19 protein-coding genes and 2 tRNA genes are annotated in these 26,347 nt (G+C 61.9%); 15 read left to right on the top strand and 6 right to left on the bottom strand.

Translation table 11 applies throughout. The annotated features are described in order from the left end of the window. The first annotated feature begins 12 nt into the window (after positions 1 to 12). From ptsP to thyA, 3 genes are all read left to right on the top strand, one after another. On the top strand, positions 13 to 2,259 hold the full coding sequence (gene ptsP / locus C2E15_RS17050; protein ID WP_104959225.1) for a phosphoenolpyruvate--protein phosphotransferase: 2,247 nt from the start codon (positions 13 to 15) through the stop codon (positions 2,257 to 2,259). A 163-nt stretch (positions 2,260 to 2,422) separates the two neighbouring features. Beyond that, a complete protein-coding gene (gene lgt, locus C2E15_RS17045) occupies positions 2,423 to 3,298 on the top strand; it encodes a prolipoprotein diacylglyceryl transferase (protein WP_104958418.1) in 876 nt (291 codons plus the stop codon). Beyond that, the gene (thyA, locus tag C2E15_RS17040; RefSeq protein ID WP_104958417.1) at positions 3,295 to 4,089 is read left to right on the top strand and encodes a thymidylate synthase; all 795 of its coding nucleotides are present in this window, start codon (positions 3,295 to 3,297) and stop codon (positions 4,087 to 4,089) included. The genes lgt and thyA overlap by 4 nt, the downstream gene beginning before the upstream one ends. Before the next feature lie 175 nt (positions 4,090 to 4,264). On the opposite strand, the gene ddpX is transcribed toward thyA, so the two are convergent. Continuing rightward, positions 4,265 to 4,852 (bottom strand): D-alanyl-D-alanine dipeptidase, encoded by a 588-nt coding sequence (ddpX, locus tag C2E15_RS17035; protein ID WP_104958416.1) that lies wholly within the window; start codon positions 4,850 to 4,852, stop codon positions 4,265 to 4,267. Positions 4,853 to 5,205: 353 nt separating this feature from the next. Here ddpX and C2E15_RS17030 point away from each other — a divergent pair, with 353 nt between their 5' ends. The 8 genes from C2E15_RS17030 to recD all read left to right on the top strand — a co-directional run bounded on the left by C2E15_RS17030 (position 5,206) and on the right by recD (position 18,818). Next, positions 5,206 to 5,670 carry a prepilin-type N-terminal cleavage/methylation domain-containing protein gene (locus tag C2E15_RS17030; protein WP_104958415.1) on the top strand — a complete coding sequence of 155 codons (465 nt, stop codon included), beginning with the start codon at positions 5,206 to 5,208 and terminating at the stop codon, positions 5,668 to 5,670. Next, the gene (locus tag C2E15_RS17025; RefSeq protein ID WP_104958414.1) at positions 5,661 to 6,206 is read left to right on the top strand and encodes a prepilin peptidase-dependent protein; all 546 of its coding nucleotides are present in this window, start codon (positions 5,661 to 5,663) and stop codon (positions 6,204 to 6,206) included. The genes C2E15_RS17030 and C2E15_RS17025 overlap by 10 nt, the downstream gene beginning before the upstream one ends. Before the next feature lie 14 nt (positions 6,207 to 6,220). Then, complete coding sequence (locus C2E15_RS17020; protein ID WP_104958413.1) at positions 6,221 to 6,628, top strand: DUF2509 family protein; 408 nt, start codon at positions 6,221 to 6,223, stop codon at positions 6,626 to 6,628. Further along, positions 6,618 to 6,917, top strand: coding sequence for a prepilin-type N-terminal cleavage/methylation domain-containing protein (locus tag C2E15_RS17015; RefSeq protein ID WP_104958412.1), 300 nt, complete (start codon positions 6,618 to 6,620; stop codon positions 6,915 to 6,917). Before C2E15_RS17020 ends, C2E15_RS17015 begins: the two co-directional genes overlap by 11 nt. A 97-nt stretch (positions 6,918 to 7,014) precedes the next feature. Continuing rightward, positions 7,015 to 10,404 carry an exodeoxyribonuclease V subunit gamma gene (gene recC / locus C2E15_RS17010; RefSeq protein ID WP_104958411.1) on the top strand — a complete coding sequence of 1,130 codons (3,390 nt, stop codon included), beginning with the start codon at positions 7,015 to 7,017 and terminating at the stop codon, positions 10,402 to 10,404. Between the two features lie 131 nt (positions 10,405 to 10,535). Next, positions 10,536 to 13,427, top strand: coding sequence for a pitrilysin (gene ptrA / locus C2E15_RS17005; protein WP_104958410.1), 2,892 nt, complete (start codon positions 10,536 to 10,538; stop codon positions 13,425 to 13,427). A 58-nt stretch (positions 13,428 to 13,485) separates the two neighbouring features. Then, on the top strand, positions 13,486 to 16,965 hold the full coding sequence (gene recB / locus C2E15_RS17000; protein ID WP_425438044.1) for an exodeoxyribonuclease V subunit beta: 3,480 nt from the start codon (positions 13,486 to 13,488) through the stop codon (positions 16,963 to 16,965). Continuing rightward, entirely contained in the window at positions 16,962 to 18,818 is a 1,857-nt protein-coding gene (gene recD / locus C2E15_RS16995; RefSeq protein ID WP_104958409.1) for an exodeoxyribonuclease V subunit alpha, read from the top strand. The genes recB and recD overlap by 4 nt, the downstream gene beginning before the upstream one ends. A gap of 73 nt (positions 18,819 to 18,891) precedes the next feature. Here the strand turns inward: recD and argA are convergent, their stop codons facing one another. Further along, on the bottom strand, positions 18,892 to 20,238 hold the full coding sequence (gene argA, locus C2E15_RS16990) for an amino-acid N-acetyltransferase (RefSeq protein ID WP_174705704.1): 1,347 nt from the start codon (positions 20,236 to 20,238) through the stop codon (positions 18,892 to 18,894). A gap of 213 nt (positions 20,239 to 20,451) precedes the next feature. On the opposite strand from argA, the gene amiC reads away from it, so the two are divergent. Further along, complete coding sequence (gene amiC / locus C2E15_RS16985; protein WP_104958407.1) at positions 20,452 to 21,696, top strand: N-acetylmuramoyl-L-alanine amidase AmiC; 1,245 nt, start codon at positions 20,452 to 20,454, stop codon at positions 21,694 to 21,696. Positions 21,697 to 21,786: 90 nt separating this feature from the next. Here amiC and C2E15_RS16980 read toward each other — a convergent pair. Both C2E15_RS16980 and C2E15_RS16975 read right to left on the bottom strand, forming a co-directional pair. Next, a tRNA-Met gene (locus C2E15_RS16980) sits at positions 21,787 to 21,863 on the bottom strand. 44 nt (positions 21,864 to 21,907) lie between these two features. Beyond that, positions 21,908 to 21,984 (bottom strand) — tRNA-Met (locus C2E15_RS16975). A 202-nt stretch (positions 21,985 to 22,186) separates the two neighbouring features. On the opposite strand from C2E15_RS16975, the gene mltA reads away from it, so the two are divergent. Beyond that, positions 22,187 to 23,338: a murein transglycosylase A gene (gene mltA, locus C2E15_RS16970; RefSeq protein ID WP_104958406.1), complete on the top strand. Its 1,152-nt coding sequence runs from the start codon at positions 22,187 to 22,189 to the stop codon at positions 23,336 to 23,338. A 56-nt stretch (positions 23,339 to 23,394) separates the two neighbouring features. Then, positions 23,395 to 24,198: a tRNA cyclic N6-threonylcarbamoyladenosine(37) synthase TcdA gene (tcdA, locus tag C2E15_RS16965; protein ID WP_104958405.1), complete on the top strand. Its 804-nt coding sequence runs from the start codon at positions 23,395 to 23,397 to the stop codon at positions 24,196 to 24,198. Here tcdA and csdE read toward each other — a convergent pair. Then, entirely contained in the window at positions 24,161 to 24,622 is a 462-nt protein-coding gene (gene csdE / locus C2E15_RS16960; RefSeq protein WP_104959224.1) for a cysteine desulfurase sulfur acceptor subunit CsdE, read from the bottom strand. The two genes, tcdA and csdE, sit on opposite strands and share 38 nt — an antisense overlap. A gap of 8 nt (positions 24,623 to 24,630) precedes the next feature. Beyond that, positions 24,631 to 25,836 carry a cysteine desulfurase CsdA gene (gene csdA, locus C2E15_RS16955; RefSeq protein ID WP_104958404.1) on the bottom strand — a complete coding sequence of 402 codons (1,206 nt, stop codon included), beginning with the start codon at positions 25,834 to 25,836 and terminating at the stop codon, positions 24,631 to 24,633. 217 nt (positions 25,837 to 26,053) lie between these two features. Here csdA and C2E15_RS16950 point away from each other — a divergent pair, with 217 nt between their 5' ends. After that, on the top strand, positions 26,054 to 26,278 hold the full coding sequence (locus tag C2E15_RS16950) for a YgdI/YgdR family lipoprotein (RefSeq protein WP_104958403.1): 225 nt from the start codon (positions 26,054 to 26,056) through the stop codon (positions 26,276 to 26,278). Positions 26,279 to 26,347: the final 69 nt, after the last annotated feature.

Below are 26,347 nucleotides of genomic sequence, written 5' to 3'. Positions count from 1 at the left end.
GCCACGCTGATGATGCTGACTCAGTTGCGTGAGATTGTAGAGAAGGTGGCGGCCGCGCCGCGTCTGGATGAGGCGCTGGAAATCCTGGTGAACGAAATCTGTTTCGCCATGGAAACCGAAGTCTGCTCCATCTATCTCGCCGATCACGATCGTCGTTGCTATTACCTTATGGCGACGCGCGGGCTGAAAAAGCCGCGCGGCAAGATCGTCACGCTGGCATTTGATCAGGGCATCGTCGGCCTGGTAGGGCGGCTGGCGGAACCGATCAACCTCGCCGACGCGCAGAGTCATCCCAGCTTCAAATTTATTCCTTCGGTCAAAGAGGAGCGTTTCCGCTCCTTCCTCGGCGTGCCGATCATTACGCGCCGCCAGCTGCTTGGCGTGCTGGTGGTGCAGCAGCGCGAACATCGTCAGTTTGACGAAAGCGAAGAATCCTTCCTGGTTACGCTCGCCACGCAGATGGCGACGCTGATCACCCAGTCCCAGCTCAGCCAGCTGTTCGGCCACTTCCGTCAGAAGCGCGTGCGCGCGCTGGCGGCGGCGCCCGGCGTCGCGGTGGCGCCCGGTTGGGTCGACAATACCCAGCCCTCTCTCGAGCATGTGTTCGCCGCTTCGACGCTGGATGTCGCGCGCGAACGCGAACGGTTGTCGCTGGCGATGGGCGAGGCGAGCAACGAATTCCGCCGCTTCAGCAAACGCTTTAGCGCCAGCGTGCAAAAAGAGAGCGCGGCGATTTTCGATCTTTACTCCCACCTGTTGAGCGACGCGCGCCTGAAGCAAGATCTCTTCGCCGAGATAGAAGGCGGATCGGTCGCCGAATGGGCGGTAAAAAAGGTGATCGAGAAGTTCGCCGCGCAGTTTGCCAGCCTGCAGGACAGCTATCTGCGCGAGCGCGCCGGCGATCTGCGCGTGCTGGGTCAGCGCCTGCTGTTCCACCTTGACGATACGCTGCAGGGTACCAATGCCTGGCCGGAACGTTTTGTGCTGGTGGCGGACGAACTGACGGCCACCACGCTGGCGGAGCTGCCGCAGGAGCGCCTGGCGGGCGTGGTCGTACGCGACGGCGCCGCTAACTCGCACGCGGCGATCCTGGTGCGCGCGATGGGTATCCCGACGGTGATGGGTGCCGATATCCTGCCGGACATGCTCGATAAGCGGCTGCTGATCGTCGATGGGTATCGCGGCGAACTGCTGATCGACCCTGAGCCGGTCTTGATCCATGAATATCAGCGGCTGGTCAGCGAAGAGAACGAACTGAGCCGGCTGGCGGAAGATGATGTCGAACAGCCCGCCGAGCTGAAAAGCGGCGAGCGCATTCAGGTGATGCTGAACGCGGGCCTCAGCGCCGAACATGAGCAGGCGATGGATAACTGGGTGGACGGCATCGGCCTCTACCGCACCGAAATTCCCTTTATGCTGCAAAACGGCTTTCCGTCGGAAGAGGAGCAGGTAGCCCAGTATCAGGGGATGCTGCAGCTGTTTCTGAACAAGCCGGTGACGCTGCGTACGCTCGATATCGGCGCCGATAAGCAGCTGCCCTATATGCCGATCAGCGAAGAGAACCCCTGTCTTGGCTGGCGCGGCATCCGCCTGACGCTCGATCAGCCGGAGATTTTCCTCGTGCAGGTGCGCGCCATGCTGCGCGCCAACGCCGCCAGCGGCAATCTCAGCATTCTGCTGCCGATGATCACCAGCATCGACGAGATCGACGAGGCGCGCCGCCTGATCGATCGCGCCGGGCAGGAGGTAGAGGAGATGCTTGGCTACGACATCCCACGGCCGCGCATCGGCATTATGATCGAAGTGCCTTCAATGCTGTTTATGATCCCGCACCTCGCGTCACGCGTTGATTTTGTCTCGGTCGGCACCAACGATCTGACCCAGTATCTGCTGGCGGTGGATCGCAACAATACCCGCGTGGCGACGCTCTACGATTCGCTGCATCCGGCGATGCTCCATGCGCTGAAATCGATCGCTGATTCGGCGCGTCAGGCGCGCATCGACCTCTGCCTGTGCGGCGAAATGGCGGGCGATCCGATGTGTGTAGTGCTGCTGATCGGGCTTGGTTATCACCATCTGAGCATGAACGGTAAAAACGTGCCGCGCGTGAAGTACCTGCTGCGCCATATCGATCGTGAAGAGGCGCAGGCGCTGAGCGAACGCAGCCTGCAGGCGCAAACCGCCACCGAAGTGCGTCATCAGGTCGCCGCCTTTATGGAAAGGCGTGGTCTCGGCGGGCTGATCCGCGGCGGCCGTTAAGGCGATTTATCCGCGTTTACATTTCCATAGACCCGCCGGAAAACGGCTATGCTATCATGCCCGGCCGGTTTTTCCTGGCTGAGAGGCGCTGCGTTTTACGCGGCGCGCATGGAGTGAACTATCCATCGTCCAGCCCATGGACGGATGACATTAATGGTGAAAGATGAATAGCTACCTGGCTTTCCCCCAATTCGATCCGGTGATCTTCTCCATCGGACCCATCTCCCTGCACTGGTACGGCCTGATGTATCTGGTCGGGTTTGTGTTTGCGATGTGGCTGGCGGTGCGCCGCGCCAACAAGCCCGGCAGCGGCTGGAAAAAAGAGGAAGTAGAAAACCTGCTCTACGCGGGCTTCCTCGGTGTGTTTCTTGGCGGCCGTATCGGCTACGTGCTGTTCTATAACCTGCCGCTGTTTCTCGATAACCCGCTCTATCTGTTTAAGGTCTGGGATGGCGGCATGTCGTTCCACGGCGGTCTGATCGGCGTGATCGTGGTGATGCTGTGGTTCGCGCACCGCACCAAACGCAACTTCTTCCAGGTCTCCGACTTTATCGCGCCGCTGATCCCGTTCGGGCTGGGTGCCGGCCGTCTGGGCAACTTTATTAACGGCGAACTCTGGGGCCGCGTGGCGCCGGACGTCTCCTGGGCGATGCTGTTCCCCGGCTCGCGCAGCGAAGATATGGCGCTGCTGGCCACCCATCCTGAATGGCAGTCACTGCTGGCGACCTATGGCGTGCTGCCGCGTCACCCGTCGCAGCTTTATGAGCTGGCGCTGGAAGGGGTGGTATTGTTCGCCATTCTCAATCTTTTTATCCGTAAACCGCGTCCGATGGGCAGCGTTTCCGGTCTGTTTTTGATCGGCTACGGCGCGTTCCGCATTATCGTGGAGTTCTTCCGTCAGCCCGATGCCCAGCTGGGCCTGTTCGAAGGCATCAGCATGGGGCAAATTCTGTCGGTACCGATGATTCTGGCCGGCGTGATTATGATGATTTGGGCGTATCGTCGTCGCCCGCAGCTACAAACAGGTGAACAAAAATGAAGCAGTATCTGGCGTTAATGGAAAAAGTGCTGAACGAAGGCACGCCGAAAAACGATCGCACCGGCACCGGCACGCTGTCGATTTTCGGCCACCAGATGCGTTTCAATTTGCAGGAAGGCTTTCCGCTGGTCACGACCAAACGCTGCCATCTGCGCTCCATTATTCATGAGCTGCTCTGGTTCCTGAACGGCGATACCAATATCGCCTATCTCAAGGAAAACAACGTCTCGATTTGGGACGAATGGGCCGACGAGAATGGCGATCTGGGGCCGGTTTACGGCAAACAGTGGCGCAGCTGGGGGGCGGCGGATGGCCGTCAGATTGATCAGCTGGCGAAAGTGCTGGATCAGCTGAAAAACGATCCCGATTCACGCCGCATTATCGTCTCCGCCTGGAACGTCGGCGAACTTGATGAGATGGCGCTGGCGCCGTGTCACGCCTTCTTCCAGTTCTATGTGGCGGACGGCAAGCTCTCCTGCCAGCTCTATCAGCGCTCCTGTGATGTGTTCCTCGGCCTGCCGTTCAACATCGCCAGCTATGCGCTGCTGGTGCATATGATGGCGCAGCAGTGTGGTCTGGAGCCGGGCGATTTTGTCTGGACCGGCGGCGATACGCACCTCTACAGCAACCATCTGGAGCAGGCGCGTCTGCAGCTGACCCGCGAGCCGCGTCCGCAGCCGAAGCTGGTGATCAAACGCAAGCCTGATTCGCTGTTTGACTACCGTTTTGAGGATTTCGAGATCGAAGGCTACGATCCGCACCCGGCGATCAAGGCGCCGGTGGCGATCTAATCCCGGTACGCCAGCGGCGCATCTCCCGCGCCGCTGGCATTCATCTTTAACGGCTGACCCGCTACCGCCCGCGGACAGCGAGGGTGAAAATGCCGCCCTGCGGCAGCGTCGCTTCCCCGGCAGAGCGTCTTTGTACGCCTTTCTCTTCCTTCCTGCAGCCGCGCCCGGCGCCGGCTTAAAATGAATGTTCTGTGGTTATCGAGGGCAGCGGGGCACAGCTAAAACGATCGGTTAACAGCGGATAGCGCACCGAGTCAGGTAGTTCGAAGTGCCACCACTCGCTGTTGATGCCGACAAAACCGCCGGCCTGCATAATGGCGTTCAGCATCAGACGGTTGCGCTGCGCCGTCGCCGGCACGTCCGGATGCCAGAGATGCGATCGCGCATGCATTTCATCAAACCCGCTGCCCATATCAAGCAGGCGGCCCGCTTCATCACGCAGCGTAACGTCGATTGCTGTGCCGCGGCTGTGGTTGGATCCCAGCGACACCGCCACCACATATTGCGGATCGGGGCAGGCGAGCCAGAGATGCTGCTGCGCCAGCTGCGGACGATAAGCGTCGTACACCCGCAGCGATAATCCGGCCAGGCGCGCCACCGCCACGCTGCGCGCCAGCGCTTTCGCCGCATCGGGATGCAGCAGGCAACGCGCCTCGCGATAGATGGCGTAGCCGGTGATATTGTCGGCCGTGGCATATTTCAGATCGATCTCCAGATGTGGAAACAGGGTCGTCAGATCGACCAGCTCAGCCTCTTGCGTCATGGGGTTTTCCCTCGGTTAAGGTGCAACGAGTCCAGATTCCTGCTGGCGCTGGCGGTTAAAGGCCTGCCTGCCGGCAGTTTAACAAAGCAGAAATTGTGCCGATTTTGCGGCGGGCGAAAAACGGCGCATGGGGCGTCGTACGGCAGCGTTGCGCTGATTATGTCTTAACAGAAGATCAGCAAATGTGCAGCGCCGCCCATTTTCGGTGCGGGTGCCGCCGCGCTGGCCACTGTTGCGAGACGGGTCACACGGCGCTGCGCCGCCGGTGAAACCGTCGTAAAAAGGTGGGAAGCGGGTGCGCAGAGGGCAGGCGCAGCGCTGGCGTGAGCGAGGCGCGACGGCACAATAGCGGCATGAAAAGAACCTCCGCATATGGTTTTACGCTGCCGGAACTGCTACTGGTGCTGGTGGTGGTCAGCCTGCTGGGCATCGCTTCGCTGAACGGCTGGCAGCAGTGGCAGCAGCGCCAGCGTATGCGCGATACCGCGCAGCAGCTGCAGCAATTTCTGTCGGGCGTGCGCGCCTGGGCCAACTGGCATAACAGCGAGCAGCCGCTCTGGCTGCTGCCGGGTGAACGCTGGTGTCTCGGCAGCGGCCCAATACCGCTCTCTGGCTGCGAGGCGGATAAACGGCTGCAGCTGCTGGCACCGCACCGTCAGGTCAACATTCTTGCCGTGGAAGGCGCGCCAGGCTTCTATGGCAGGCGCAACGTGGCGCGCGCCGGGCATATCGCCTTCGGCGACGAGACGCGCAGCTGGCGCATCATCATCTCCGCCCGCGGCCGCATTCGGCTTTGCGAGGAGAGCGTATGCCCGTAAAAAACGGCGGCTTTACCCTGATGGAGATGCTGGTGGCCATGGCGCTGAGCGGCATCCTGATGCTGGGCGCGCTGCGCCTGCTGCCGCAGCTGCAACGGCAAACGTTGCAGCTACACAGTCAGACGCGGCTGCAGGACGATCTTCAGCTAATGCTGAACACGCTGGAAAAAGCGATCCGCCGCGCCGGTTACTGCCGGGGCGACTGCGAAGGCGCGTCGCTGACGCTGCGTCAGGGGTGCCTGCTGACGCGATGGGATGAAAATGGCAACGGCCGCTGGGAAGGGCCGAATCGGGAGGAGAGCGAATGGTACGGATACCGGCTGCGCGATCGCCGGCTGGAGATGTTGCGCGGCGCAGAGAGCTGCGAGGGCGGCGGTTGGGAGAGCCTTTCCGATCCGGCGGCGCTGACGGTCAACGCGCTGGACATGACGCGCCGCGGCACGCAGGTGATGTTGACACTGCGGGGCACCTCGGTACTTTTTCCCGCCGCGTCGGTAACGCTGCGCAGCGTCGTCGAGGCCTGGAACCAGCGCTGAAGCAGCGCGGCGGCATGGCAATGGCGATGGTATTGCTGGTGCTGCTGCTGGGCTCGGCGCTACTGAATGCGACGCAGCGGCAGCTCGGCGCGTCGCTGGCGTTGCTGGCCGACGAGCGCCGCTATCTGATCGATTACCATCAGGCGCTCTCGGCACTCGCCTGGGGCGAACGCCTGCGCTGGCCGCAGCAGGAAGGGTGGCGCTGCCAGCAGCAGGGGCGCTTCGGCTGGCGCGCCTGTTTGCTGCCGCTGGATAACGACGACGCGCTGCTGCGCGGCGCCACGCTGGCGGATGCCGACGCGCTGGCGCTGTGGCGCTGGATGCGGCGGGGAGAGGATGAACGCTGGCAGCCGTTGCCGCACGGCTGGCTCGACTTCTGTCCGCTGTCGCCTCCTGCGGCCTGTTCCCCCGATGCGCGCTGAGAGCGGGTTCAGCGTAGTCGAGACGCTGCTGGCGCTGCTGCTGTTCGCCGGCAGTTTAACCGCGCTGTTGCACTATCAGCAGGCGTTGACCCAGGGCTTTTACCGTCAGTGGCAGCAGCGTGAGGCGTGGCGCGTCGCGGCGCTGCGCCTGCAGGGGCAGGAGAGCGACGGCTGGAGCGTCACGCTGCAAACGCTGCCAAGCCCGGAGGGCTGCCAGCTGCGGCAGGCGACGGTTTCGCGCCCCGCGCTGTCGGCCGTAACGCTGAGCCAGCTGCGCTGTAATGAGTGATTTTTGCGCTTTTTTCGCCTCGCGGTTGCATTAGCCGATTTAAGGGGTAGAGTGTCCCCGCGCTGACGCGCAGTAGCAGCACTGAACAGGAGCCACTATGTTTACGGTTTATCACTCCAACCAGCTCGATATTCTGAAGTCGCTGGCGGCGTATCTGATTGAAAACGAACCGTTACGCGATCCTTTCCAGTCTGAAGTGGTGCTGGTGCAAAGCCCCGGCATGGCGCAGTGGCTGCAGATGCAGCTGGCGCAGCAGTTCGGCATCGCCGCCAATATCGCTTTTCCACTGCCCGCCACCTTTATCTGGGATATGTTTGTGCGCGTGCTGCCCGGCATTCCCAAAGAGAGCGCTTTTAACAAATCCAGCATGAGCTGGAAACTGATGACGCTGCTGCCGAATCTGCTGCGCGAAGAGGCGTTTCGCCCGCTGCAGCACTATCTCAACGACGACGACGATAAGCGCAAGCTGTTCCAGCTCGCCTCGCGCGTCGCCGATCTTTATGACCAGTATCTGGTTTACCGTCCTGAATGGCTCAACAGCTGGCAGCAGGGCAAAACCCTCGACGGCCTGGGCGAAGCGCAGCAGTGGCAGGCGCCGCTCTGGGCGAGGCTGGTGGAATATACGCGCGAGCTGGGCCAGCCGGAGTGGCACCGCGCCAACCTCTATGCCCGCTTTATCCAGAAGCTGGAAAGCAGCGACGTGCGCCCGGCCGGGCTGCCCGATCGCGTCTTTATCTGCGGTATCTCGGCGCTGCCGCCGGTCTATCTGCAGGCGCTGCAGGCGTTGGGCAAGCATATCGATATTCATCTGCTGTTCACCAACCCTTGCCGCCACTACTGGGGCGATATTCAGGACTACGCCTTTCTGGCGAAGCTGCAGAGCCGCCGCCGCCGTCACCATCAGCAGCAGCAGGAGATCGCGCTGTTCCGCGATCCGGAAGAGGCCTCCGCGCTGTTTAACGCCGAGGGCGAACAGCAGCTGACCAATCCGCTGCTCGCCTCCTGGGGCAAGCTGGGACGCGACAACCTCTATCTGTTGGCGCAGATGGAGGCGCGCGAAATCGATGCCTTTGTCGAGGTGCCGGACGATACGCTGCTGCAGGCGATGCAGCACGATCTGCTGGAGCTGGAGGACAACGCGGTGATCGGCCTTAGCGCCGAGGAGCTGAACAGCAGCCATAAAAAACGGCCGCTCGATCCGCAGGATCGTTCGGTGGTGGTGCATGTCTGCCACAGCCCGCAGCGCGAAGTGGAGGTGCTGCAGGATCAGCTGCTGGCGATGATGGAGGCGGATGCATCGCTGACGCCGCGCGATATTATCGTCATGGTGGCCGATATCGACGCCTACACCCCCTATATTCAGGCGGTGTTCGGCAACGCGCCGGCGGAACGTTATCTGCCTTTCGCCATTTCAGATCGGCGCGCCAGCTTTGCCCATCCGGCGATTATGGCCTTTATTAACCTGCTGGGCCTGCCGGAGAGCCGCTTCGCCTGCGAAGAGGTGCTGGCGCTGCTGGAAGTGCCGGCGCTGGCGGCCCGCTTCGCCATCGATGAAGAGGGGCTGCGTCGCCTGCGGCTGTGGGTGGAAGAATCGGGCATTCGCTGGGGGCTGGATGATGACAACGTGCGCGAGCTGGAGCTGCCGCCAACCGGGCAGCACACCTGGCGTTTCGGCATCACCCGTATGCTGCTTGGCTATGCGATGGAGAGCGAGCATGGCCACTGGGACGGCATCCTGCCTTACGATGAGTCCAGCGGCCTGATCGCCGAGCTGGCCGGCAACCTGGCGGAGCTGCTGATGCAGCTTAACCACTGGCGTCAGATACTGGCGCGCCCGCGCGCGCTCAACGACTGGCAGCCGCTCTGCCGCGAGATGCTGCAGGCGTTTTTCGCTGCCGACGTGAATACCGACGCCGCGCTGATGCTGATTGAAGAGCAGTGGCAGCAGGTAATGGCCTACGGCCTGCAGGCGCGCTACGACGACGCTGTGCCGGCGGCGCTGCTGCGCGATGAACTGGCCGCCCGTCTCGATCAGCAGCGTATCAGCCAGCGCTTTCTGGCGGGGCCGGTCAACTTCTGCACCCTGATGCCGATGCGCTCGGTGCCGTTCCGCGTGGTCTGCCTGCTGGGCATGAACGACGGCGTTTACCCGCGCACGCTGCCGCCGCTGGGCTTCGACCTGATGGCGCAGCAGCCGCAAAAAGGGGACCGCAGCCGCCGCGACGATGACCGTTTCCTGTTTCTCGAAGCGCTGCTGTCGGCACAGCAGCGCCTCTATATCAGCTATATCGGCCGCTCAATTCAGGACAATACGGAACGATATCCTTCGGTGCTGGTCACTGAACTGGTGGATTACATCGCGCAGAGTTTTCATCTGCCCGGCGACGAAGCGCTGGATGTCGACAGCAGCGCGCGGCGCGTGCTGGATCATCTGCACTGTCTGCACAGCCGGATGCCCTTCGATCCGCAAAACTTCGCGCCGCAGTCGGAATACCGCAGCTTCGCCCATGAGTGGCTGCCGGCGGCGCGCGGCAGCGGCGAGCCGCATCCGCCGTTTATGCAACCGCTGCCGCCGCTGGCGCTTAACGAACTGAGCTTTGAACAGCTGCTGCGCTTCTGGCGTCATCCGGTACGCGCCTTTTTCACCCTGCGTCTCGGCGTCAGCTTCGCGCTGGAGCAGACAGAGTTGCCGGATGCGGAGCCTTTCGTACTGGATGCGCTCGACCGTTATCAGATCAACGCGCAGCTGCTGAACGCGCTGATTGACGAAGAGGACACCCAGCGGCTGTTCCATCACCATCGCGCGGCAGGCGTGCTGCCTTACGGCGCCTTCGGCGAGCTGTTCTGGCAAACGCAGCAGGAGGAGATGGCGCCGCTGGCGGAGCAGGTCAGGGAGCTGCGCGCCGAGAGCCGCAGCCTGGAGATCGATCTGACGATTGCCGGCGTCAGGCTCAACGGCTGGCTGCCGCAGGTGCAAGAGAGCGGGCTGCTGCGCTGGCGTCCGGGGGTGCTGAACTTTACCGACGGCCTGGCGCTCTGGCTGGAGCATCTCGCCTGGTGCGCCATGGGCGGCCAGGGGCAGAGCCGCATGCTGGGGCGCAAAGAGAGCCGCTGGTGCTTCGACGCCATCGACCCGGCGCAGGCGCAAAGCTGGCTTACCCGCTATGTTGAAGGCTATCGTGACGGCATCTGCTCGCCGCTGTTGCTGCTGCCGAAAACCGGCGGCGCCTGGCTGGAGGCGAGCTACGATGCCAAAAACGATATCATGCTGATGGATGAGGCGACCCAGGCGAAAGCGCGCGCGAAGCTGCTGACGGCCTGGCAGGGGAACTACCAGCTGGAGGGGGAAGGGAGCGATCCCTATCTGCAGCGGCTGTTCCGCACGCTGGAGGCGACGCACCTCGACATCATCTGCGCTGCCGCCGAGCAGTGGCTGCTGCCGCTGCTGCGCTTTAACCGCGACGATACGCAAAAGGACGAAGCGTAACGTCGGGCATCGGCCCAGGGAAAAGGGCCGTATGCCGGTAATATCGCCACATGATCTGTTAATTTTCGCCAGTTGCTTTGGCCAGCGGACACAGCGTTGGAAAAGGAAAGGATAAAACTCAAGGGGTATGCATGCGAAAGTACGCTGTCTGGACAGCCAGTTTATTACTGATTTTCACCGTTTTTGGTCAGGCCGCTCGCGCGGAGCAGGGCTGGCAGCCTATCGACCAGACCATCAATAAAAGCGATAAAGATCCCCGTCAGTATCAGGCTATCCGCCTGGATAACGCCATGACGGTCTTACTGGTTTCTGACCCGCAGGCGACAAAATCGCTGGCGGCGCTGACCCTGCCGATTGGCTCGCTGGACGATCCGAATCAGCAGTTGGGGCTGGCGCACTACCTTGAGCATATGGTGCTGATGGGGTCGAAGCGCTATCCGCAGCCTGACAATCTGGCCGAGTTCCTGAAAAAGCACGGCGGCAGCCATAACGCCAGCACTGCGTCCTACCGCACCGCCTACTATCTGGAAGTGGAAAACGATGCGCTGGCGCCGGCGGTCGATCGGCTGGCGGACGCGATAGCGGAGCCGCTGCTTGATGCGGGCAACGCCGACCGCGAACGGCATGCGGTCAACGCCGAGATGACCATGGCACGCTCGCGCGACGGACACCGTATGGCGCAGGTGGGGGCCGAAACGCTGAACCCGGCCCATCCGGCCGCGCGTTTCTCCGGCGGCAACCTGGAAACGCTGCGCGACAAGCCGGGCAGCAAGCTGCACGATGCGCTGCGCGCATTTTATCAGCAGCACTACTCCGCCAACCTGATGAAGGCGGTAATCTATAGCAACAAGCCGCTGCCTGAGCTGGCGGCCATCGCGGCACAGACCTTCGGCCGCGTGCAAAACCGCGAGGCCAGCGTGCCGGCGATCAACGTGCCGGTGGTAACCGACCAGCAGAAAGGGATCATCATCCACTACGTGCCGGCGCAGCCGCGTAAGCAGCTGCGCGTCGAATTCCGCATCGATAACAATAGCGACCGCTTCCGCAGCAAAACCGACACCCTGATCGGCTACCTGATCGGCAACCGCAGCAAAGATACGCTCTCCGACTGGCTGCAAAGCCAGGGGCTGGCCGACTCTATCGATGCAGGCGCCGATCCGATGATCGTGCGTAACGGCGGCATCTTCGCCATCAATGTGTCGCTGACGGACAAAGGCCTGGCCCAGCGCGATCGGGTGGTGGCGGCCATCTTCAGCTACCTCGATATGCTGCGCCAGAAGGGCATCGACAAGCGCTATTTTGATGAAATGGCCCACGTGCTGAATCTGGATTACCGCTACCCCTCGATCACGCGTGATATGGATTATATCGAATGGCTGGTGGATACCATGCTGCGCGTGCCGGTAGCGCATACGCTGGATGCCCCCTATCTCGCCGATCGCTACGATCCGGCGGAGATCCGCGCGCGTCTTGACAGCATGACGCCGCAGAATGCCCGTATCTGGTATATCAGCCCGGACGAGCCGCATAACAAAACCGCTTACTTCGTCGATGCGCCTTATCAGGTAGATAAGATCGGCGCCGATCTGTTTACACGCTGGCAGCAGAGCGCGGCGGGCATCGCGCTGGCGCTGCCGACGCTGAATCCCTATATTCCCGACGATTTCAGCCTGATCCCGACGCCGGATAAATCGCTAACCCATCCGCAGCAGCTGGTGAACGAGCCGGGCCTGCGCGTCTTTTATATGCCGAGCCGCTACTACGCCAGCGAGCCGAAGGCCAATATTATGCTGGCGCTGCGCAACAAGGCGGCGATGAACAGCGCGCGTAATCAGGTGCTGTTCGCCCTGAACGATTATCTGGCGGGCGTGGCGCTGGACGAGCTTAGCTCGCAGGCGTCGGTGGGCGGCATCAGCTTCTCCACCAGCGAAAACGACGGCGTAGCGATTTCCGCCAGCGGCTTTACCCAGCATCTGCCTAAATTGCTGACTACGCTGCTGCACGGCTACGCCAGCTACACCCCGACGGAAGATCTGCTGACGCAGGCGAAATCCTGGTATCAAGAGCGTCTGGACGCGGCGGATAAGGGCAAAGCCTTTGAGCAGGCGATCCAGCCGGTGCAGATGCTGTCGCAGCTGCCCTATACCGAGCGTAGCGAGCGGCGTAAACTGCTGGCCTCCATCACGCTGCAGGAGTTGATCGACTATCGCCGCATGATGCTGGAGCAGGCGACGCCGGAGATGCTGGTGGTAGGCAATATGACGCCGCAGGCGGTAGAATCGCTGGCGCGCGCGGTGAAACAGCAGCTGAACTGTCAGGGCGAAAGCTGGTGGCACAGCGAATATGTCGCCATCGAACAGCCATTGCGCGCCAACCTGCAAAAGGCGGGCAGCAGTAGCGATTCGGCGCTGGCGGCGGTTTACGTGCCGACCGGCTACAGCGAATACCAGAGCATCGCCAACAGTGTGCTGCTGAGCCAGATTATTCAGCCGTGGTTCTATAACCAACTGCGCACGCAGGAGCAGCTGGGCTACGCCGTGTTCACCTTCCAGATCCCGGTTGGTCGTCAGTGGGGCATTGGCTTTCTGCTGCAAAGTAACAGCAAGCAGCCGGCGCTGCTGCTGAAGCGCTACGAAGCCTTTTATCCGGAGGCGGAGCGCCGCCTGCGCGCCATGAGCCAGCAGGATTTCGCCCAGTATCAGGCAGCGCTGATCAATGAGCTGCAGCAGCGTCCGCAAACGCTGGATGAAGAGGCGGGGCGCTACAGCAAAGACTTCGACCGGGAAAACTACGCCTTTGATACGCGTGACAAGGTCATTGAACAAATTAAAACGCTGACGCCGCAAAGCCTGGCAGACTATTACCACCGGGCGGTGATTGCTAAACAGGGTATGGCTATGCTGTCGCAGATTTCTGGCGGCCAGCATGGCAAAGCTGACTACGCATCGCCGCAGGGATGGAAAACCTGGCCGAACGTCAGCAGCCTGCAGCAGTCGCTGCCGGTGACAAGCGAGAAAAAATGAGTGAAACCCATCCGCAGCGGCTCGATCCGCTAACCTTGCCGCTCCAGGGGAGCGGCTTATCGAGGCGTCAGCGGGAACCGGCAAAACCTTTACCATCGGCATACTCTATCTGAGGCTGTTGCTCGGCCTCGGGCAGAGCCACGCCTTCCACCGGCCGCTGTCGGTGGAAGAGATTCTGGTCGTAACCTTTACCGAGGCGGCGACTGCCGAGCTGCGCGGCCGTATCCGGCAGAACATCCATGAGCTGCGGCTGGCCTGCGTGCGCGGCAGCAGCAGCAATCCGGTGCTAACGGCGCTGCTGCAGGAGATCCCGGATCCTACCGACGCCGCGGCGCTGCTGCTGGCGGCCGAACGCCAGATGGACGAGGCGGCGATCTTTACCATCCATGGCTTCTGCCAGCGCATGCTTAACCTCAACGCCTTTGAGTCCGGCATGCTGTTTGATCAGCAGCTGATTGAAGATGAATCGGCGCTGCGCCGGCAGGCCGCCGCCGACTTCTGGCGCCGCCACTGCTATCCGCTGCCGCTGACCATCGCAAAGGTTATCGCCCAGGAGTGGACCGGGCCGGAGCAGCTGCTCTCTACCCTGACGCCCTGGCTGCATGGCGAGTCGCCGGCGCTGAAATATGCGCCCGACGGCGAAGAGACGCTGGCGCAGCGCCATGAAAAAATCGTCGCGCGCATTGAGGCGCTGAAGGCGCAGTGGCGCGCCGCCGCGCCTGAGCTGCGCGAGCTGATTGAAAAATCGGGCGTAGATAAGCGCAGCTACAGCAGCAAGCACTTACCTAACTGGCTGGATAATATCGCGGTCTGGGCAGCGGAAGAGACGCAGGGCTATACGGTGCCGAAGGATCTGACGCGCTTTCGCCAGAGCGTGCTGCGGGAAAAAACCAAAAAAGGCGAGCCGCCGCGTCATGCGCTGTTCGACGCCGTCGACGCCTTCCTGGCCGAGCCGCTGTCGCTGCGCGATCTGGTGATCGCCCGCGCGCTGGAAGAGATTCGCCTGGCGACGCGTCGGGAGAAAAAGCTGCGCGCGCTGCTCGGCTTTGACGATCTGCTCAGCCGTCTCGACGAGGCGCTGCATCAGCCCGGCGGCGAGATGCTCGCCGGGGCGATCCGCGCGCGCTATCCGGTGGCGCTCATTGATGAGTTCCAGGATACCGACCCGCAGCAGTACCGTATTTTCCGTCGCCTCTATGTTGGCCAGCCGGAGAACGCGCTGCTGCTGATCGGCGATCCCAAACAGGCGATTTACGCCTTTCGCGGCGCCGATATTTTCACCTATATGCGCGCCCGTGGGGAAGTCAGCGCCCACTATACGCTGGATACTAACTGGCGCTCGTCGCCGGCCATGGTCGCCAGCGTTAACCAGCTCTTCTCCCGGCTGGAGAATCCTTTTCTTTTCAGCCAAATCCCCTTTATCGAGGTGAACGCCGCGCCACCTAACGAAACGCGCGCCTTTTATCTCGACGGCACGACGCAGCCGGCGCTGCGCTTCTGGCTACAGTCCGGCGAGGGCGTCGGGGTAAGCGAGTATCAGCAATGGATGGCGAACCAGTGCGCCGCGGAGATCCTGCACTGGCTGCAGGCCGGGCTGCGCGGCGAGGCGCGCGTGGGCAAGAAGGGCGATCTGCGCCCGGTCAGCGCCGCCGACATTACCGTGCTGGTGCGCAGCCGCAGCGAGGCGGCGGTAATGCGCGAAGCGCTGAACGCACTGAATATTCCTTCGGTCTACCTTTCCAACCGCGACAGTGTCTTTACCACGCCGGAAGCGCGCGAGCTGCTCTGGCTGCTGCAGGCGGTACTGGCGCCGGAGCTGGAGCGCACGCTGCGCAGCGCGCTGGCGACCAGCATTCTCGGGCTGGACGCCGCCACCATCGACGCCATGAGCCAGGATGAAGATCGCTGGGACGCGCTGGTGGATGAGTTCGCCGCCTATCGCCAGCGCTGGCAGCAGCGCGGCGTGCTGCCGATGCTGCGTGAGCTGATGAAGCAGCGCCATATCGCCGAAAACCTGCTGGCCTCGGAAAGCGGCGAACGACGGCTGACCGATCTGCTGCATCTCGGCGAACTGTTGCAGGAGGCGGCCGCGCAGCTCGACAGCGAACATGCGCTGGTGCGCTGGCTGGCGCAGCAGGTGGCGCAGCCCAATCATCAGGCCGCCAGCCAGCAGCTGCGTCTGGAGAGCGATCGTCATCTGGTACAGATCGTTACCATCCATAAATCAAAAGGGCTGGAGTATCCGCTGGTATGGCTGCCATTCGCGGCGAACTACCGTGAGGCGGCGCAGGGGCTTTATCACGATCGGCAAACCTTTCAGGCGCTGCTGGATCTCAGCGACGACGAGGAGAGCCTGGCGCTGGCAGAGCAGGAGCGGCTGGCGGAGGATTTGCGTCTGCTTTATGTCGCTCTGACCCGTTCTGTCTACCACTGCAGCATCGGCATCGCGCCCTTGATCAAGGGCAACCGCAAGAAAGAGGGCAACAGCGACCTGCATAAAAGTGCGGTCGGCTACCTGATCCAGCGCGGCGAGGCGATGAATGCCAGCGGTCTGCATGAAGCGCTGCATGCCCTGAGCAACGAGGCGGTAGCGGTGACCATGCCGGAAGCGGCGGCGGAAGGGCGCTGGCAGCCGGAAGGCGAACAGATGCCGGAACTGGCAAGCCCGGCGATCTCCCGTCCGTTGCAGGATCACTGGCGCGTCACCAGCTATTCCGGCCTGCAGCAACACGGGCCGTCGGTGGCGCTCGATCTGGCTCCGCGCTTCGATATCGACGCCGCCGGTGAAACGGCGGAGGTCGTTGCGCCCGCGTTGACGCCGCACGCCTTCCCGCGCGGCGCGTCGCCAGGCACCTTCCTGCACGGCCTGTTTGAAACGCTCGATTTTAGCCAGCCGCCGGATGAGGCGTGGCTGGCGGAACAGCTGCAGCTGGCGGGCTTCGGCGAGCAGTGGTTGCCGATGCTCGCCGACTGGATCCAGCGCGTGCTGCAGACGCCGCTGCACCAGAATGGGGTGAGCCTGGCGCAGCTGACGCCGGGGCACTATCTGGTGGAGCTGGAGTTCTGGCTGCCGATGCATCAGCTGCTGACCGCGCCGGCGCTCGATGCGGTGATGCGCCAGCACGACCCGCTCTCAGCGCGCGCGCCGGAGCTGAATTTCCAGCAGGTGCGCGGCATGCTCAAAGGCTTTATCGACCTGGTTTTCTGCTGGCAGGGCAAATATTATCTGCTGGATTACAAATCGAACTGGCTGGGCGAAGAGAGCAGCGCCTATACGCCGCAGGCGATGGCGGAGGCGATGATCGGCCACCGTTACGATCTGCAGTATCAGCTCTATACGCTGGCGCTGCATCGCTATTTGCGTCATCGTGTAGCGGACTACGATTATGAGCGTCACTTCGGCGGCGTGTTCTATCTGTTTTTACGTGGGATGGACGGCAGCGCCAGCGAAAACGGCGTGTTTTATCACCGTCCCCCTATCGATTTTGTCAGGGCGCTGGATAGCCTGTTTACCGGAGACCAGGTGGAATCGAAATGAGAAAAATGAGCGCGTTGCTGCGCGAAGCGGTGGAAAAACGTCTGATACGGCCGCTGGATGTGCAGTTCGCCCATATGCTGGCGGACGATACGCAACCGGCGCTGATGCTGGCGGCGGCCTGCGTCAGCGCGGAAGCGGGCGAGGGGCATGTCTGCCTGCCGCTCGACCACTTCCGCGACGGAGAGCTGTTTGACGGCCGTCAACCGGAGCTGGCGGCGGAGATTTGGCAGGCGGCAGGGCAGCCGGCGGACTGGCAGCATTTGCTGATGCAGAGCCATGCGGTCAGTGACGGCTCGAAGCCGACGCCGCTGGTGGTGGCGCAACAGCGTCTCTATCTGCACCGTATGTGGCGCGGCGAAGGCAGCGTGGCGCGCTTTATCGCCGCCGAGCAGCCCGCGCCCGCTTTTGACGATGCCGATCTGCAGCGCGTGCTAAACGCGCTGTTCGGCGATCGTCCCGACGACTGGCAGAAAATTGCCGCCGCCGTCGCCATTACCCGTCATATCTCGGTGATCTCCGGCGGGCCAGGCACCGGCAAAACCACTACCGTCGCCAGGCTGCTGGCGGCGCTGATCCGCCTGTCGCACCAGAAGATGCGCATCCGGCTGGCGGCGCCGACCGGTAAGGCGGCCGCGCGGCTGACCGAGTCGCTGGGTAAGGCGCTGCAGGCGCTGCCGCTGAGCGAGGCGGAACGCGACGCGTTTCCGGAAGAGGCGACCACGCTGCACCGGTTGCTGGGCGCGCAGCCTAACAGCCAGCGCCTGCGTTATCATGCCGGCAACCCGCTGCACCTTGACGTGCTGGTGGTGGATGAGGCGTCGATGGTCGATCTGCCGATGATGTCGAACCTGATCGCCGCGCTGCCGCCGCACGCGCGGGTCATTTTTCTTGGCGACCGCGATCAGCTCGCTTCGGTGGAGGCGGGGGCGGTGCTGGGCGATATCTGCCGCTGCGCCGAAGCGGGCTACAGCGTGGCACGCGCCATGCAGCTGCAGCAGCTGACCGGCTGCCAGCTGGACGGCGCGGACGGCGCGGGGATGCCCAACGTGCGCGATAGCATCTGCCTGCTGCGCAAAAGCTACCGTTTCGACGCGCGATCCGGCATCGGCCAGCTGGCGCAGGCGGTTAACGCCGGCGACGTGCAGGCGGCGGAGAAGGTGTTCCGCGCCGGGTTCGACGATATCTGCCGCAGCGAACTGAGCAGCGCGGAGCATTATCAGCAGCTGCTGGAGCAGGGCGTGGCGGGCTATGAAGAGTATCTGACGCTGCTGCAGCGCGAGGCTGCGCCGGACGAGGTGCTGGCCGCTTTCGCCCGTTACCGTCTGCTCTGCGCGCTGCGCGAAGGGCCGTTCGGCGTTGCCGGGCTGAATGAGCGCATCGAGCGTCTGCTGCTGAAGCAGCGGCGCATCCGCCGGCCGCTGGCGCAGAGCCGCTGGTATATGGGCCGCCCGGTGATGATTGCGCGTAACGACAGCGCGCTCGGGCTGTTTAACGGCGATATCGGCGTGGCGATGAACGACGCCACCGGCGCGCTGAAGGTTTTCTTCCCGCTGCCGGACGGTTCAATTAAGGCGGTGCAGCCCAGCCGTCTGCCGCCGCACGACACCGCCTGGGCGATGACGGTGCATAAATCGCAGGGGTCGGAGTTCGATCACACCGCGCTGGTGCTGCCGAACCACTATCTGCCGGTACTGACGCGCGAGCTGGTCTATACCGCCATCACGCGCGCGCGCCGTCAGCTAACGCTTTACACTGACCGGCAGATTTTCGCCCGTGCGGTGGCGGTGCGCACCCAGCGCCGCAGCGGGCTGGTGGAGCGCCTGAGCGCGCCGCACGCAGAGATCTTTCTCTGACCGCCTGCGCGTTTGCTATCGATCAGCAACAAAAAGCCCGGCCGAAGCCGGGCTTTTTACGTTCATCCCGCCGCTACGCCAGGTCAGCCATCAGCACTTTGGAACGGCGCTGATAGTTGTACATCTGCTTTTTGCTTTCGGGCAGCAGCTCAATATCCACCGGCGTAAAGCCGCGCTCCTGGAACCAGTGAATGCTGCGGGTGGTTAGCACGAACAGCTTTTTCAGCCCCAGCTGACGCGCCTGCAGCGCAATGCGCTGCAGCAGCATTTCGCCGCGTGCCGAGCTGCGGTAGTCCGGATGCACCGCCACGCACGCCATCTCACCGATCTGCTCATCCAGGAAAGGGTAGAGCGCCGCGCAGGCGATGGTCAGGTTGTCGCGCTCGATAATGGTGAATTTATCAATCTCCATCTCCAGCTGCTCGCGCGAGCGGCGCACCAGAATGCCCTGCTGCTCCAGCGGACGGATCAGCTCCAGAATGCCGCCGATATCGTTAATGGTGGCGCGGCGGATCTGCTCCGCCGACTCCATCACGATCTGCGTGCCGATGCCGTCGCGCGAGAACAGCTCCTGCAGCAGCGCGCCATCTTCCTGATAGCTGATCAGGTGGCTGCGGCGCACGCCGCTGCGGCACGCTTTGACCGCGCCGCGCAGGAAACGCACCGTGCCCGACAGGTAATCGCCGCGCTGCTCCAGCGTTTCAATGCGCGCCTGCGCATCGTTGGGGAACAGCTCGGAAATAATATTGCCTTCGTCATCGGTCGCACCCTGTTCAGAGCAGAAGCCGATCATCTTCTCCGCCTTCAGTTTGATCGCCAGCTGGGTCGCCACCTCTTCTGAGGTCAGGTTAAAGCTTTCGCCAGTTACCGAGACCGCTACCGGGCCGATCAGCACGATGGCGTTATTGTCGAGCTGACGATGAATCGCCTCTTCGTCAATGCGGCGGATACGGCCGCTGTGGCAGTAGTCGACGCCGTCATCAACCCCCAGCGGCTGCGAAATGATAAAGTTACCGCTAACCACATTAATATGCGCACCCTGCAGCGGCGTATTGCTCAGGCTCATCGACAGGCGCGCGGTGATATCAAGCTGCAGGCGGCCTGCCGCCTGCTTTACCAGCTCCAGCGACTGGGCGTCGGTGACGCGCGTATGTTTATGGTAGAGCGGCTCCAGCTGATGCTCCGCCAGGCTGGCGTCGATCTGCGGTCGCGCGCCGTACACCACCACCAGCCGGATGCCGAGGCTGTGCAGCAGGCCGATATCGTTAACGATGCCGGAGAAGTTTTCATGCTCAATGGCTTCGCCGCCCAGCATGATGACAAAGGTTTTACCTCGGTGGGCATTGATATAGGGAACGGAATGACGAAAACCCTCAACCAGTGCGGTGCTACGTTCCTTCACGGCAAACCCTCTTTGCATGAATATTCGATTTTTTTGTATTTTTATTCTTTTGCGACCGAGAGTGCAAGCCCCTTTTACATCGCGCTATCACCTTTTACAAAGCACTCATCAGGTTAACAGGCTGCATTTAATGGTTTTTTCCGGGTGACAGCGCAAAAGCGATTAGGTTAAAGTTTTCGCTTCATTTTTTTCTGGCCCTTTTTTTAGACATAACACAGTATCTGGAGCGGCATGTCCGAATCTAATCCCGTTATCAGCCGCCGTCGGCTGTTGCAGGGCGCCGGTGCGATGTGGCTGCTGAGCGTCAGTCGGGCAGGACTGGCGGCCAGCAGCCATATTGTCGCGGTGCGCATCTGGCCTTCTTCCAGCTATTCCCGCCTGACTATCGAATCGGGCGTGGCGCTTAAATATAAGCAGTTCGCCCTCAGCAATCCTGAACGGGTGGTGATCGATATTGAGAACCTGCACCTGAACCGCGTACTGAAAGGCGTTGGCCAGCTGGTGCAAAAAAACGACCCCTATATTAAAAACGCGCGCGTCGGCCAGTTCGATCGCAATACCGTGCGTATCGTGCTGGAGCTGAAACAGAACGTCGCGCCGCGCCTGTTTACCCTGGCGCCGGTCGCCGGCTTTAAACATCGTCTGGTGGTCGATCTCTATTCGGCACACGATACCCAGGACGATCCGCTGCTGGCGCTGCTGAAAGATTACAACCAGGGCGAGCTGGAGCGTACCCAGCCGGCGGAAGCGCCGCTGCCCGGCAAGGCTGGGCGCGACCGGCCAATCGTTATCATGATCGACCCGGGCCACGGCGGGGAGGATCCCGGCGCGCACGGGCTGCATAAGACGCGCGAGAAAGATATCGTGCTGAAGATCGGCCGTCGCCTGAAGGCGCTGATCGATAAAGAACCTCATATGCGCGCTTATATGACGCGCAATGAGGATGTCTTTATTCCGCTGAAGGTGCGCGTGGCGAAGGCGCGTAAGCAGCGGGCCGATCTGTTTGTGTCGATTCACGCCGACGCTTTTACCAGCCGGGCGGCGCGCGGCTCTTCGGTGTTTGCCCTTTCAACGCGTGGTGCCACCTCGGCAGCGGCGCGCTTTCTCGCGCAGACGCAGAACGAATCGGATTTGATCGGCGGGGTCAGCAAAAGCGGCGATCGCTATCTCGACCATACTATGTTCGATATGGTGCAGAGCCGGACCATTAACGACAGCCTGAAGTTTGGCAAGGAAGTGCTGGCCAGAATGGGGAAAATCAATCATCTGCACAAACGCAGCGTGGATCAGGCGGGCTTTGCGGTACTGAAGGCGCCCGATATTCCGTCGATTCTGGTGGAGACCGCCTTTATCAGCAATCCGGCGGAGGAGCGCAAGCTGCGCACCGCGCGCTATCAGCAGCAGGTGGCTGAGGCGATCCTGAACGGTATAAAGGCTTATTTTTCAAAGGGGGCGGCGCTGGCGCCTCATCAGTAAGGCTGGCCGGGGAAGGGCGGTGACGTCTGACTCCGGCGCGTTTTACCAAACGCCAGATACAAAAAAACACCCTTGAGGGTGTTTTGATGTTGGTTGCGGGGGCCGGATTTGAACCGACGACCTTCGGGTTATGAGCCCGACGAGCTACCAGGCTGCTCCACCCCGCGTCCGGGTGTTGTCGCTTCCGTCACGACAAAGCTTCTTACTTAATTGGTTGCGGGAGCCGGATTTGAACCGACGACCTTCGGGTTATGAGCCCGACGAGCTACCAGGCTGCTCCATCCCGCGTCCGTGGATGCGCAATATACTCTTCCCGATTTATGATGCAACCCTTTTTTGAAAATTAATCGGCTTTATGCTGCCTGTTGGTGAATATCTCCGCGAATCGTTGATTCCTTAAACAAAACGGCCGACTCTTTTTCTGACAACGCATTTCATTCTCATAACCCCTTTGCTATCTTGCCCTGCAGGCAGCTGAGGTGAGAGTGTAATGAAAGGACGTTGGACAAAGTATTGGGCAACCGGCGCGCTGTTGGCGCTGCTGGCGGGATGTTCCTCCAAACCGACCGATCGCGGTCAACAGTATAAAGACGGCAAGATTGAACAGCCGCTGGAGCTGGTTAATCAGCCGAACGCCAAAGGGCGTCCGGTGAACGGCAAAGATTTCGGCGATCAGGTCAATCAGATCCGCTTCGCCTCCTCTTCTTTATATGGCAGGCAAAGCAGTACCTATAGCGCGATAGAGAACTGGCTGCTGGCCGGCGGCGATACGCGCCAGCTGCGCACCTTTGGTCTGAACGCATATCAGATGGAAGGGGTGGATAACTACGGCAACGTGCAGTTTACCGGCTACTACACGCCGGTGATCGAGGCGCGCTATACGCGTCAGGGCGCGTTCCAGTATCCGCTCTACCGTATGCCGCCGCGCAGCAAAGGCCGCAAGCTGCCGAGCCGCGCGCAGATCTACAGCGGCGCGCTGGATGAGCGCTATGTCATCGGCTACAGCAATTCGCTGATGGATAACTTTATTATGGACGTGCAGGGCAGCGGTTATGTCGATTACGGTGACGGCCGTCCGCTGACCTTTTTCGGCTATGCGGGCAAAAATGGCTGGGCCTACCACAGCGTCGGTAAAGAGCTGATCGATCGCGGCGAAGTGAAGCGCGAAGATATGTCGATGCAGGCGATCCGCGAGTGGGGCGATAAGCATAGCCCGGCCGAAGTGCGAGAGCTGCTGGAGACTAACAACTCCTTTGTCTTCTTTAAGCCGGAAGAATTTACCCCGGTGCGCGGCGCCAGCGCGGTGCCGCTGGTTGCCAAAGCGTCGGTGGCGGCGGACCGCTCGCTGATCCCGCCGGGCACGGTACTGCTGGCGGAAGTTCCGCTGCTGACGCCGAAGGGCAAGTTCAGCGGTAAATATGAAATGCGCCTGATGGTGGCGCTGGACGTAGGCGGCGCCATCAAAGGCCAGCATTTCGATATCTACCAGGGCATCGGGCCGGAAGCGGGCCATCTGGCGGGCTTCTTTAACCACTACGGCCGCGTCTGGGTGCTACGCCCGGCGCCCGGCGCCGGCACTACGCTGTTTAGCAATGCGCAAAACGACCATAATGGTTCAATGCTGGTCAGCGCAAGCCAGTAAACTTCTCCGTCGCGGGCCGTTCTGGCCCGCTGTCGACAATCAACAAAGGTTATTGCATGAGAGTTCTCTCTGACGCCTGGCGGCAACGCTTTGGCGGTACGGCGCGTCTCTACGGTCAGGACGCATTACAACTGTTTGCCGACGCGCATATTTGCGTGATCGGCATCGGCGGCGTCGGCTCCTGGGCTGCGGAAGCGCTGGCGCGCACCGGCATCGGCACCATTACACTGATCGATATGGATGATGTCTGCATCACCAACACCAACCGTCAGATCCATGCGCTGCAGGGCAACGTCGGCAAGGCGAAAACCGAGGTGATGGCGGAGCGCATTCGGGCGATTAACCCGGAATGTACGGTGAACTGCGTGGACGATTTCATTACGCCCGACAATACCGCCGAGCTGATGGGGGCGGGCTACAGCTACGTTATCGATGCGATTGATAGCGTGCGCCCGAAGGCGGCGCTGCTCGCCTGGTGCCGTCGCAACAAGATCCCGGTCGTGACCACCGGCGGTGCCGGCGGGCAGATCGATCCCGGCCAGATCACGGTCGCCGATCTGGCGAAAACCATTCAGGATCCGCTGGCGGCGAAGCTGCGCGAACGGCTAAAGCACGATTTCAACATAACCAGAAACAGCAAAGGCAAGCTGGGCATCGACTGCGTCTTCTCTACCGAGGCGCTGGTCTATCCGCAGGCGGACGGCAGCGTGTGTGCCTCGCCCGGCACCGCGGAAGGTCCGAAACGCATGGACTGCGCTTCCGGCTTTGGCGCCGCCACCATGGTGACGGCCACTTTCGGCTTTATGGCGGTGTCGCACGCCCTTAAGAAGATGAGGGCAAAGGCGGCGCGTCAGGGCTAGCCGCCGCGGCCCGCACTGCGCGGGCCAATGCATCCAGCCCGCTGCTGCGTGAGGCGCTCAGCTGCTCACGCAGCCCCAGCTCATCGAACAGCTGCAGCGGATCCTGCGTCAGCAGCCGCTGCGGCGGCTGCCGCTCCACGGCGGTGAGCAGCACCGCCAGCAGGCCGCGAACGATGCGGCCTTCGCTGTCGCCGTAAAAATGCAGCGTGCCGTCAGCCAGGCGCTGATACCCCAGCCAGACCCGATTTTCACAGCCGCTCAGCTCAATGTCCGCGCTTTTTAACGCCTCCGGTAGCGGCGGCAGCTGTTTGCCCAGCAGGATCAGCTGGCGATAGCGCTCTTCCCAGCTGTGGCAGGCGGCGAATTTCTCTTTCAGCGACGATAGGGTAATCAGTTCGGCAAAGGGGTGCGGGGCGATAAGCATCATAAGGGTTACTCAGCCAGTAAAGTGATGGCGCTATGGATGGCGCGCACCAGCGCATCGACATCCTGCAGCGTGTTATAAGGGGCGAAAGAGGCGCGCAGCGTGCCGCTGACGCCCAGCGCCGCCATAAGCGGCTGGGCGCAGTGCTGGCCGGCGCGCACCGCCACGCCGCTTTCCGCCAGCAGCGTAACCACATCGCTGTGATGCACGCCGGCAATATCAAATGAGAGCAGGCTCGATTCGCCGCAGCGAAAGCTGCGGAAGCCGGGCAGGCTCAGCAGCCGGTGTTCCGCCAGCGAGGCCAGGCTGCTGCTCCAGCGCTCGGCCGCCGCCACATCGACGCTTTCCAGCCACTCCAGCGCCGCGCTCAGGCCGATAACCCCGGCGACGTTCGGCGTGCCCGCCTCGAAGCGCCACGGCACCGGCTGCGGCGTAAAACCGTTGAAGTCGACCTGAGTCAGCATCTTGCCGCCACCCTGCCAGGGCGTCATCGCCTCCAGCAGCGCCGGCTTGCCATACAGTGCGCCGATGCCCATTGGACCGTAGATTTTATGGCCGGAAAAAGCGTAGAAATCGATATCCAGCGCCTGCACGTCGGGCGGGCAATGTACCGCGCCCTGCGCGCCGTCGATCATCACCTTAGCGCCGACGGCGTGGGCGAGGGCGATCGCCTGCTTTAGATCGGGGCAGCCGCCGGTGACATTGGACATCTGCCCCAGCGCCAGCAGACGCGTTTTTTCATTCAGCAGCGCGGGCAGCTGCGCCATATCCGGCAGGCGATCCGCGCCCAGCGGCCATTTGACCACGCGCGCGCCGGTCTGCTGCGCCACCATCAGCCACGGCACCAGGTTGGCGTGGTGTTCTGCTTCGCTCACCAGGATCTCATCGCCCGGTCGCAGCAGCGGGCGCAGCGCGCTCTGCGCCACCAGGTTGATCGCCTCGGTGGTGCCGCGCGTCCAGACAATGCTGTGCGTAAGCGGCGCGTTGATCAGGCGGGCAACCTGCGCGCGCGCCTGTTCATAGCGTTCGGTCAGCTTACGCGCGGCGGCGTACTGACTGCGGTGAACGGTACCGGCGCTCAGGCTATAGTAGCGCTGGGTCGCCTCGATGACCGCCTGCGGCTTAAGCGCGGTGGCGGCGCTATCCAGATAAACGCCCGCATCGGCCAGCGCCGGAAACTGCTGGCGGAACTGGGCGGGATTAAATTGGGTCATGCTGTTCTCGTTGCAATAATTGTGTGGCGATCTCGGCCAGGCGCAGACTGAAAAGTGGCTAACCTACTGGCGAAGCAGCAAAAACGCGTTATGCTCAAAGGGCAAGGTTTAAACTGTTCACCGCCTGCCGCGCTGCGTTGGCTGCCGCTTTTACGGCACTCGCGCAGGCTGATTCAGACGGATGGTTTATCGCATTTAATCTGCAAGGAGATGAAAAATGAAAAAACTCGCCGCAGCACTGGCCGCCTGTGCCATGACTTTTACTTTAGCCGCCTGCTCCAGCAACTACGTGATGCACACCAATGATGGCCGCACCATTGTTGCCGATGGTAAGCCTATGGTAGACGAAGATACCGGTATGATCAGCTACAAAGATGCCTCTGGCCATGAACAGCAGATCAACCGCACTGACGTGAAAGAGATGGTGGAGATGGGGCAGTAATCGCAGGCAAAAAAAAGCACCGCAGTTTGCGGTGCTGTTAAAATCACTATGGACAGACAGGGTAAATCT

This window comes from Mixta gaviniae (genome assembly GCF_002953195.1).
In the GTDB taxonomy this organism is placed as follows: domain Bacteria; phylum Pseudomonadota; class Gammaproteobacteria; order Enterobacterales; family Enterobacteriaceae; genus Mixta; species Mixta gaviniae.
Note: the sequence above shows the minus strand (reverse complement) of the source record. Positions and strands in the feature narration are given on the sequence as shown.

Coding starts and splice junctions, on each gene's coding strand:
- ptsP (WP_104959225.1), top strand. CDS start 13: ATGCTGACTCAGTTGCGTGAGATTGTAGAGAAGGTGGCGGCCGCGCCG.
- lgt (WP_104958418.1), top strand. CDS start 2,423: ATGAATAGCTACCTGGCTTTCCCCCAATTCGATCCGGTGATCTTCTCC.
- thyA (WP_104958417.1), top strand. CDS start 3,295: ATGAAGCAGTATCTGGCGTTAATGGAAAAAGTGCTGAACGAAGGCACG.
- ddpX (WP_104958416.1), bottom strand. CDS start 4,852: ATGACGCAAGAGGCTGAGCTGGTCGATCTGACGACCCTGTTTCCACAT.
- C2E15_RS17030 (WP_104958415.1), top strand. CDS start 5,206: ATGAAAAGAACCTCCGCATATGGTTTTACGCTGCCGGAACTGCTACTG.
- C2E15_RS17025 (WP_104958414.1), top strand. CDS start 5,661: ATGCCCGTAAAAAACGGCGGCTTTACCCTGATGGAGATGCTGGTGGCC.
- C2E15_RS17020 (WP_104958413.1), top strand. CDS start 6,221: ATGGCAATGGCGATGGTATTGCTGGTGCTGCTGCTGGGCTCGGCGCTA.
- C2E15_RS17015 (WP_104958412.1), top strand. CDS start 6,618: ATGCGCGCTGAGAGCGGGTTCAGCGTAGTCGAGACGCTGCTGGCGCTG.
- recC (WP_104958411.1), top strand. CDS start 7,015: ATGTTTACGGTTTATCACTCCAACCAGCTCGATATTCTGAAGTCGCTG.
- ptrA (WP_104958410.1), top strand. CDS start 10,536: ATGCGAAAGTACGCTGTCTGGACAGCCAGTTTATTACTGATTTTCACC.
- recD (WP_104958409.1), top strand. CDS start 16,962: ATGAGAAAAATGAGCGCGTTGCTGCGCGAAGCGGTGGAAAAACGTCTG.
- argA (WP_174705704.1), bottom strand. CDS start 20,238: ATGCAAAGAGGGTTTGCCGTGAAGGAACGTAGCACCGCACTGGTTGAG.
- amiC (WP_104958407.1), top strand. CDS start 20,452: ATGTCCGAATCTAATCCCGTTATCAGCCGCCGTCGGCTGTTGCAGGGC.
- mltA (WP_104958406.1), top strand. CDS start 22,187: ATGAAAGGACGTTGGACAAAGTATTGGGCAACCGGCGCGCTGTTGGCG.
- tcdA (WP_104958405.1), top strand. CDS start 23,395: ATGAGAGTTCTCTCTGACGCCTGGCGGCAACGCTTTGGCGGTACGGCG.
- csdE (WP_104959224.1), bottom strand. CDS start 24,622: ATGCTTATCGCCCCGCACCCCTTTGCCGAACTGATTACCCTATCGTCG.
- csdA (WP_104958404.1), bottom strand. CDS start 25,836: ATGACCCAATTTAATCCCGCCCAGTTCCGCCAGCAGTTTCCGGCGCTG.
- C2E15_RS16950 (WP_104958403.1), top strand. CDS start 26,054: ATGAAAAAACTCGCCGCAGCACTGGCCGCCTGTGCCATGACTTTTACT.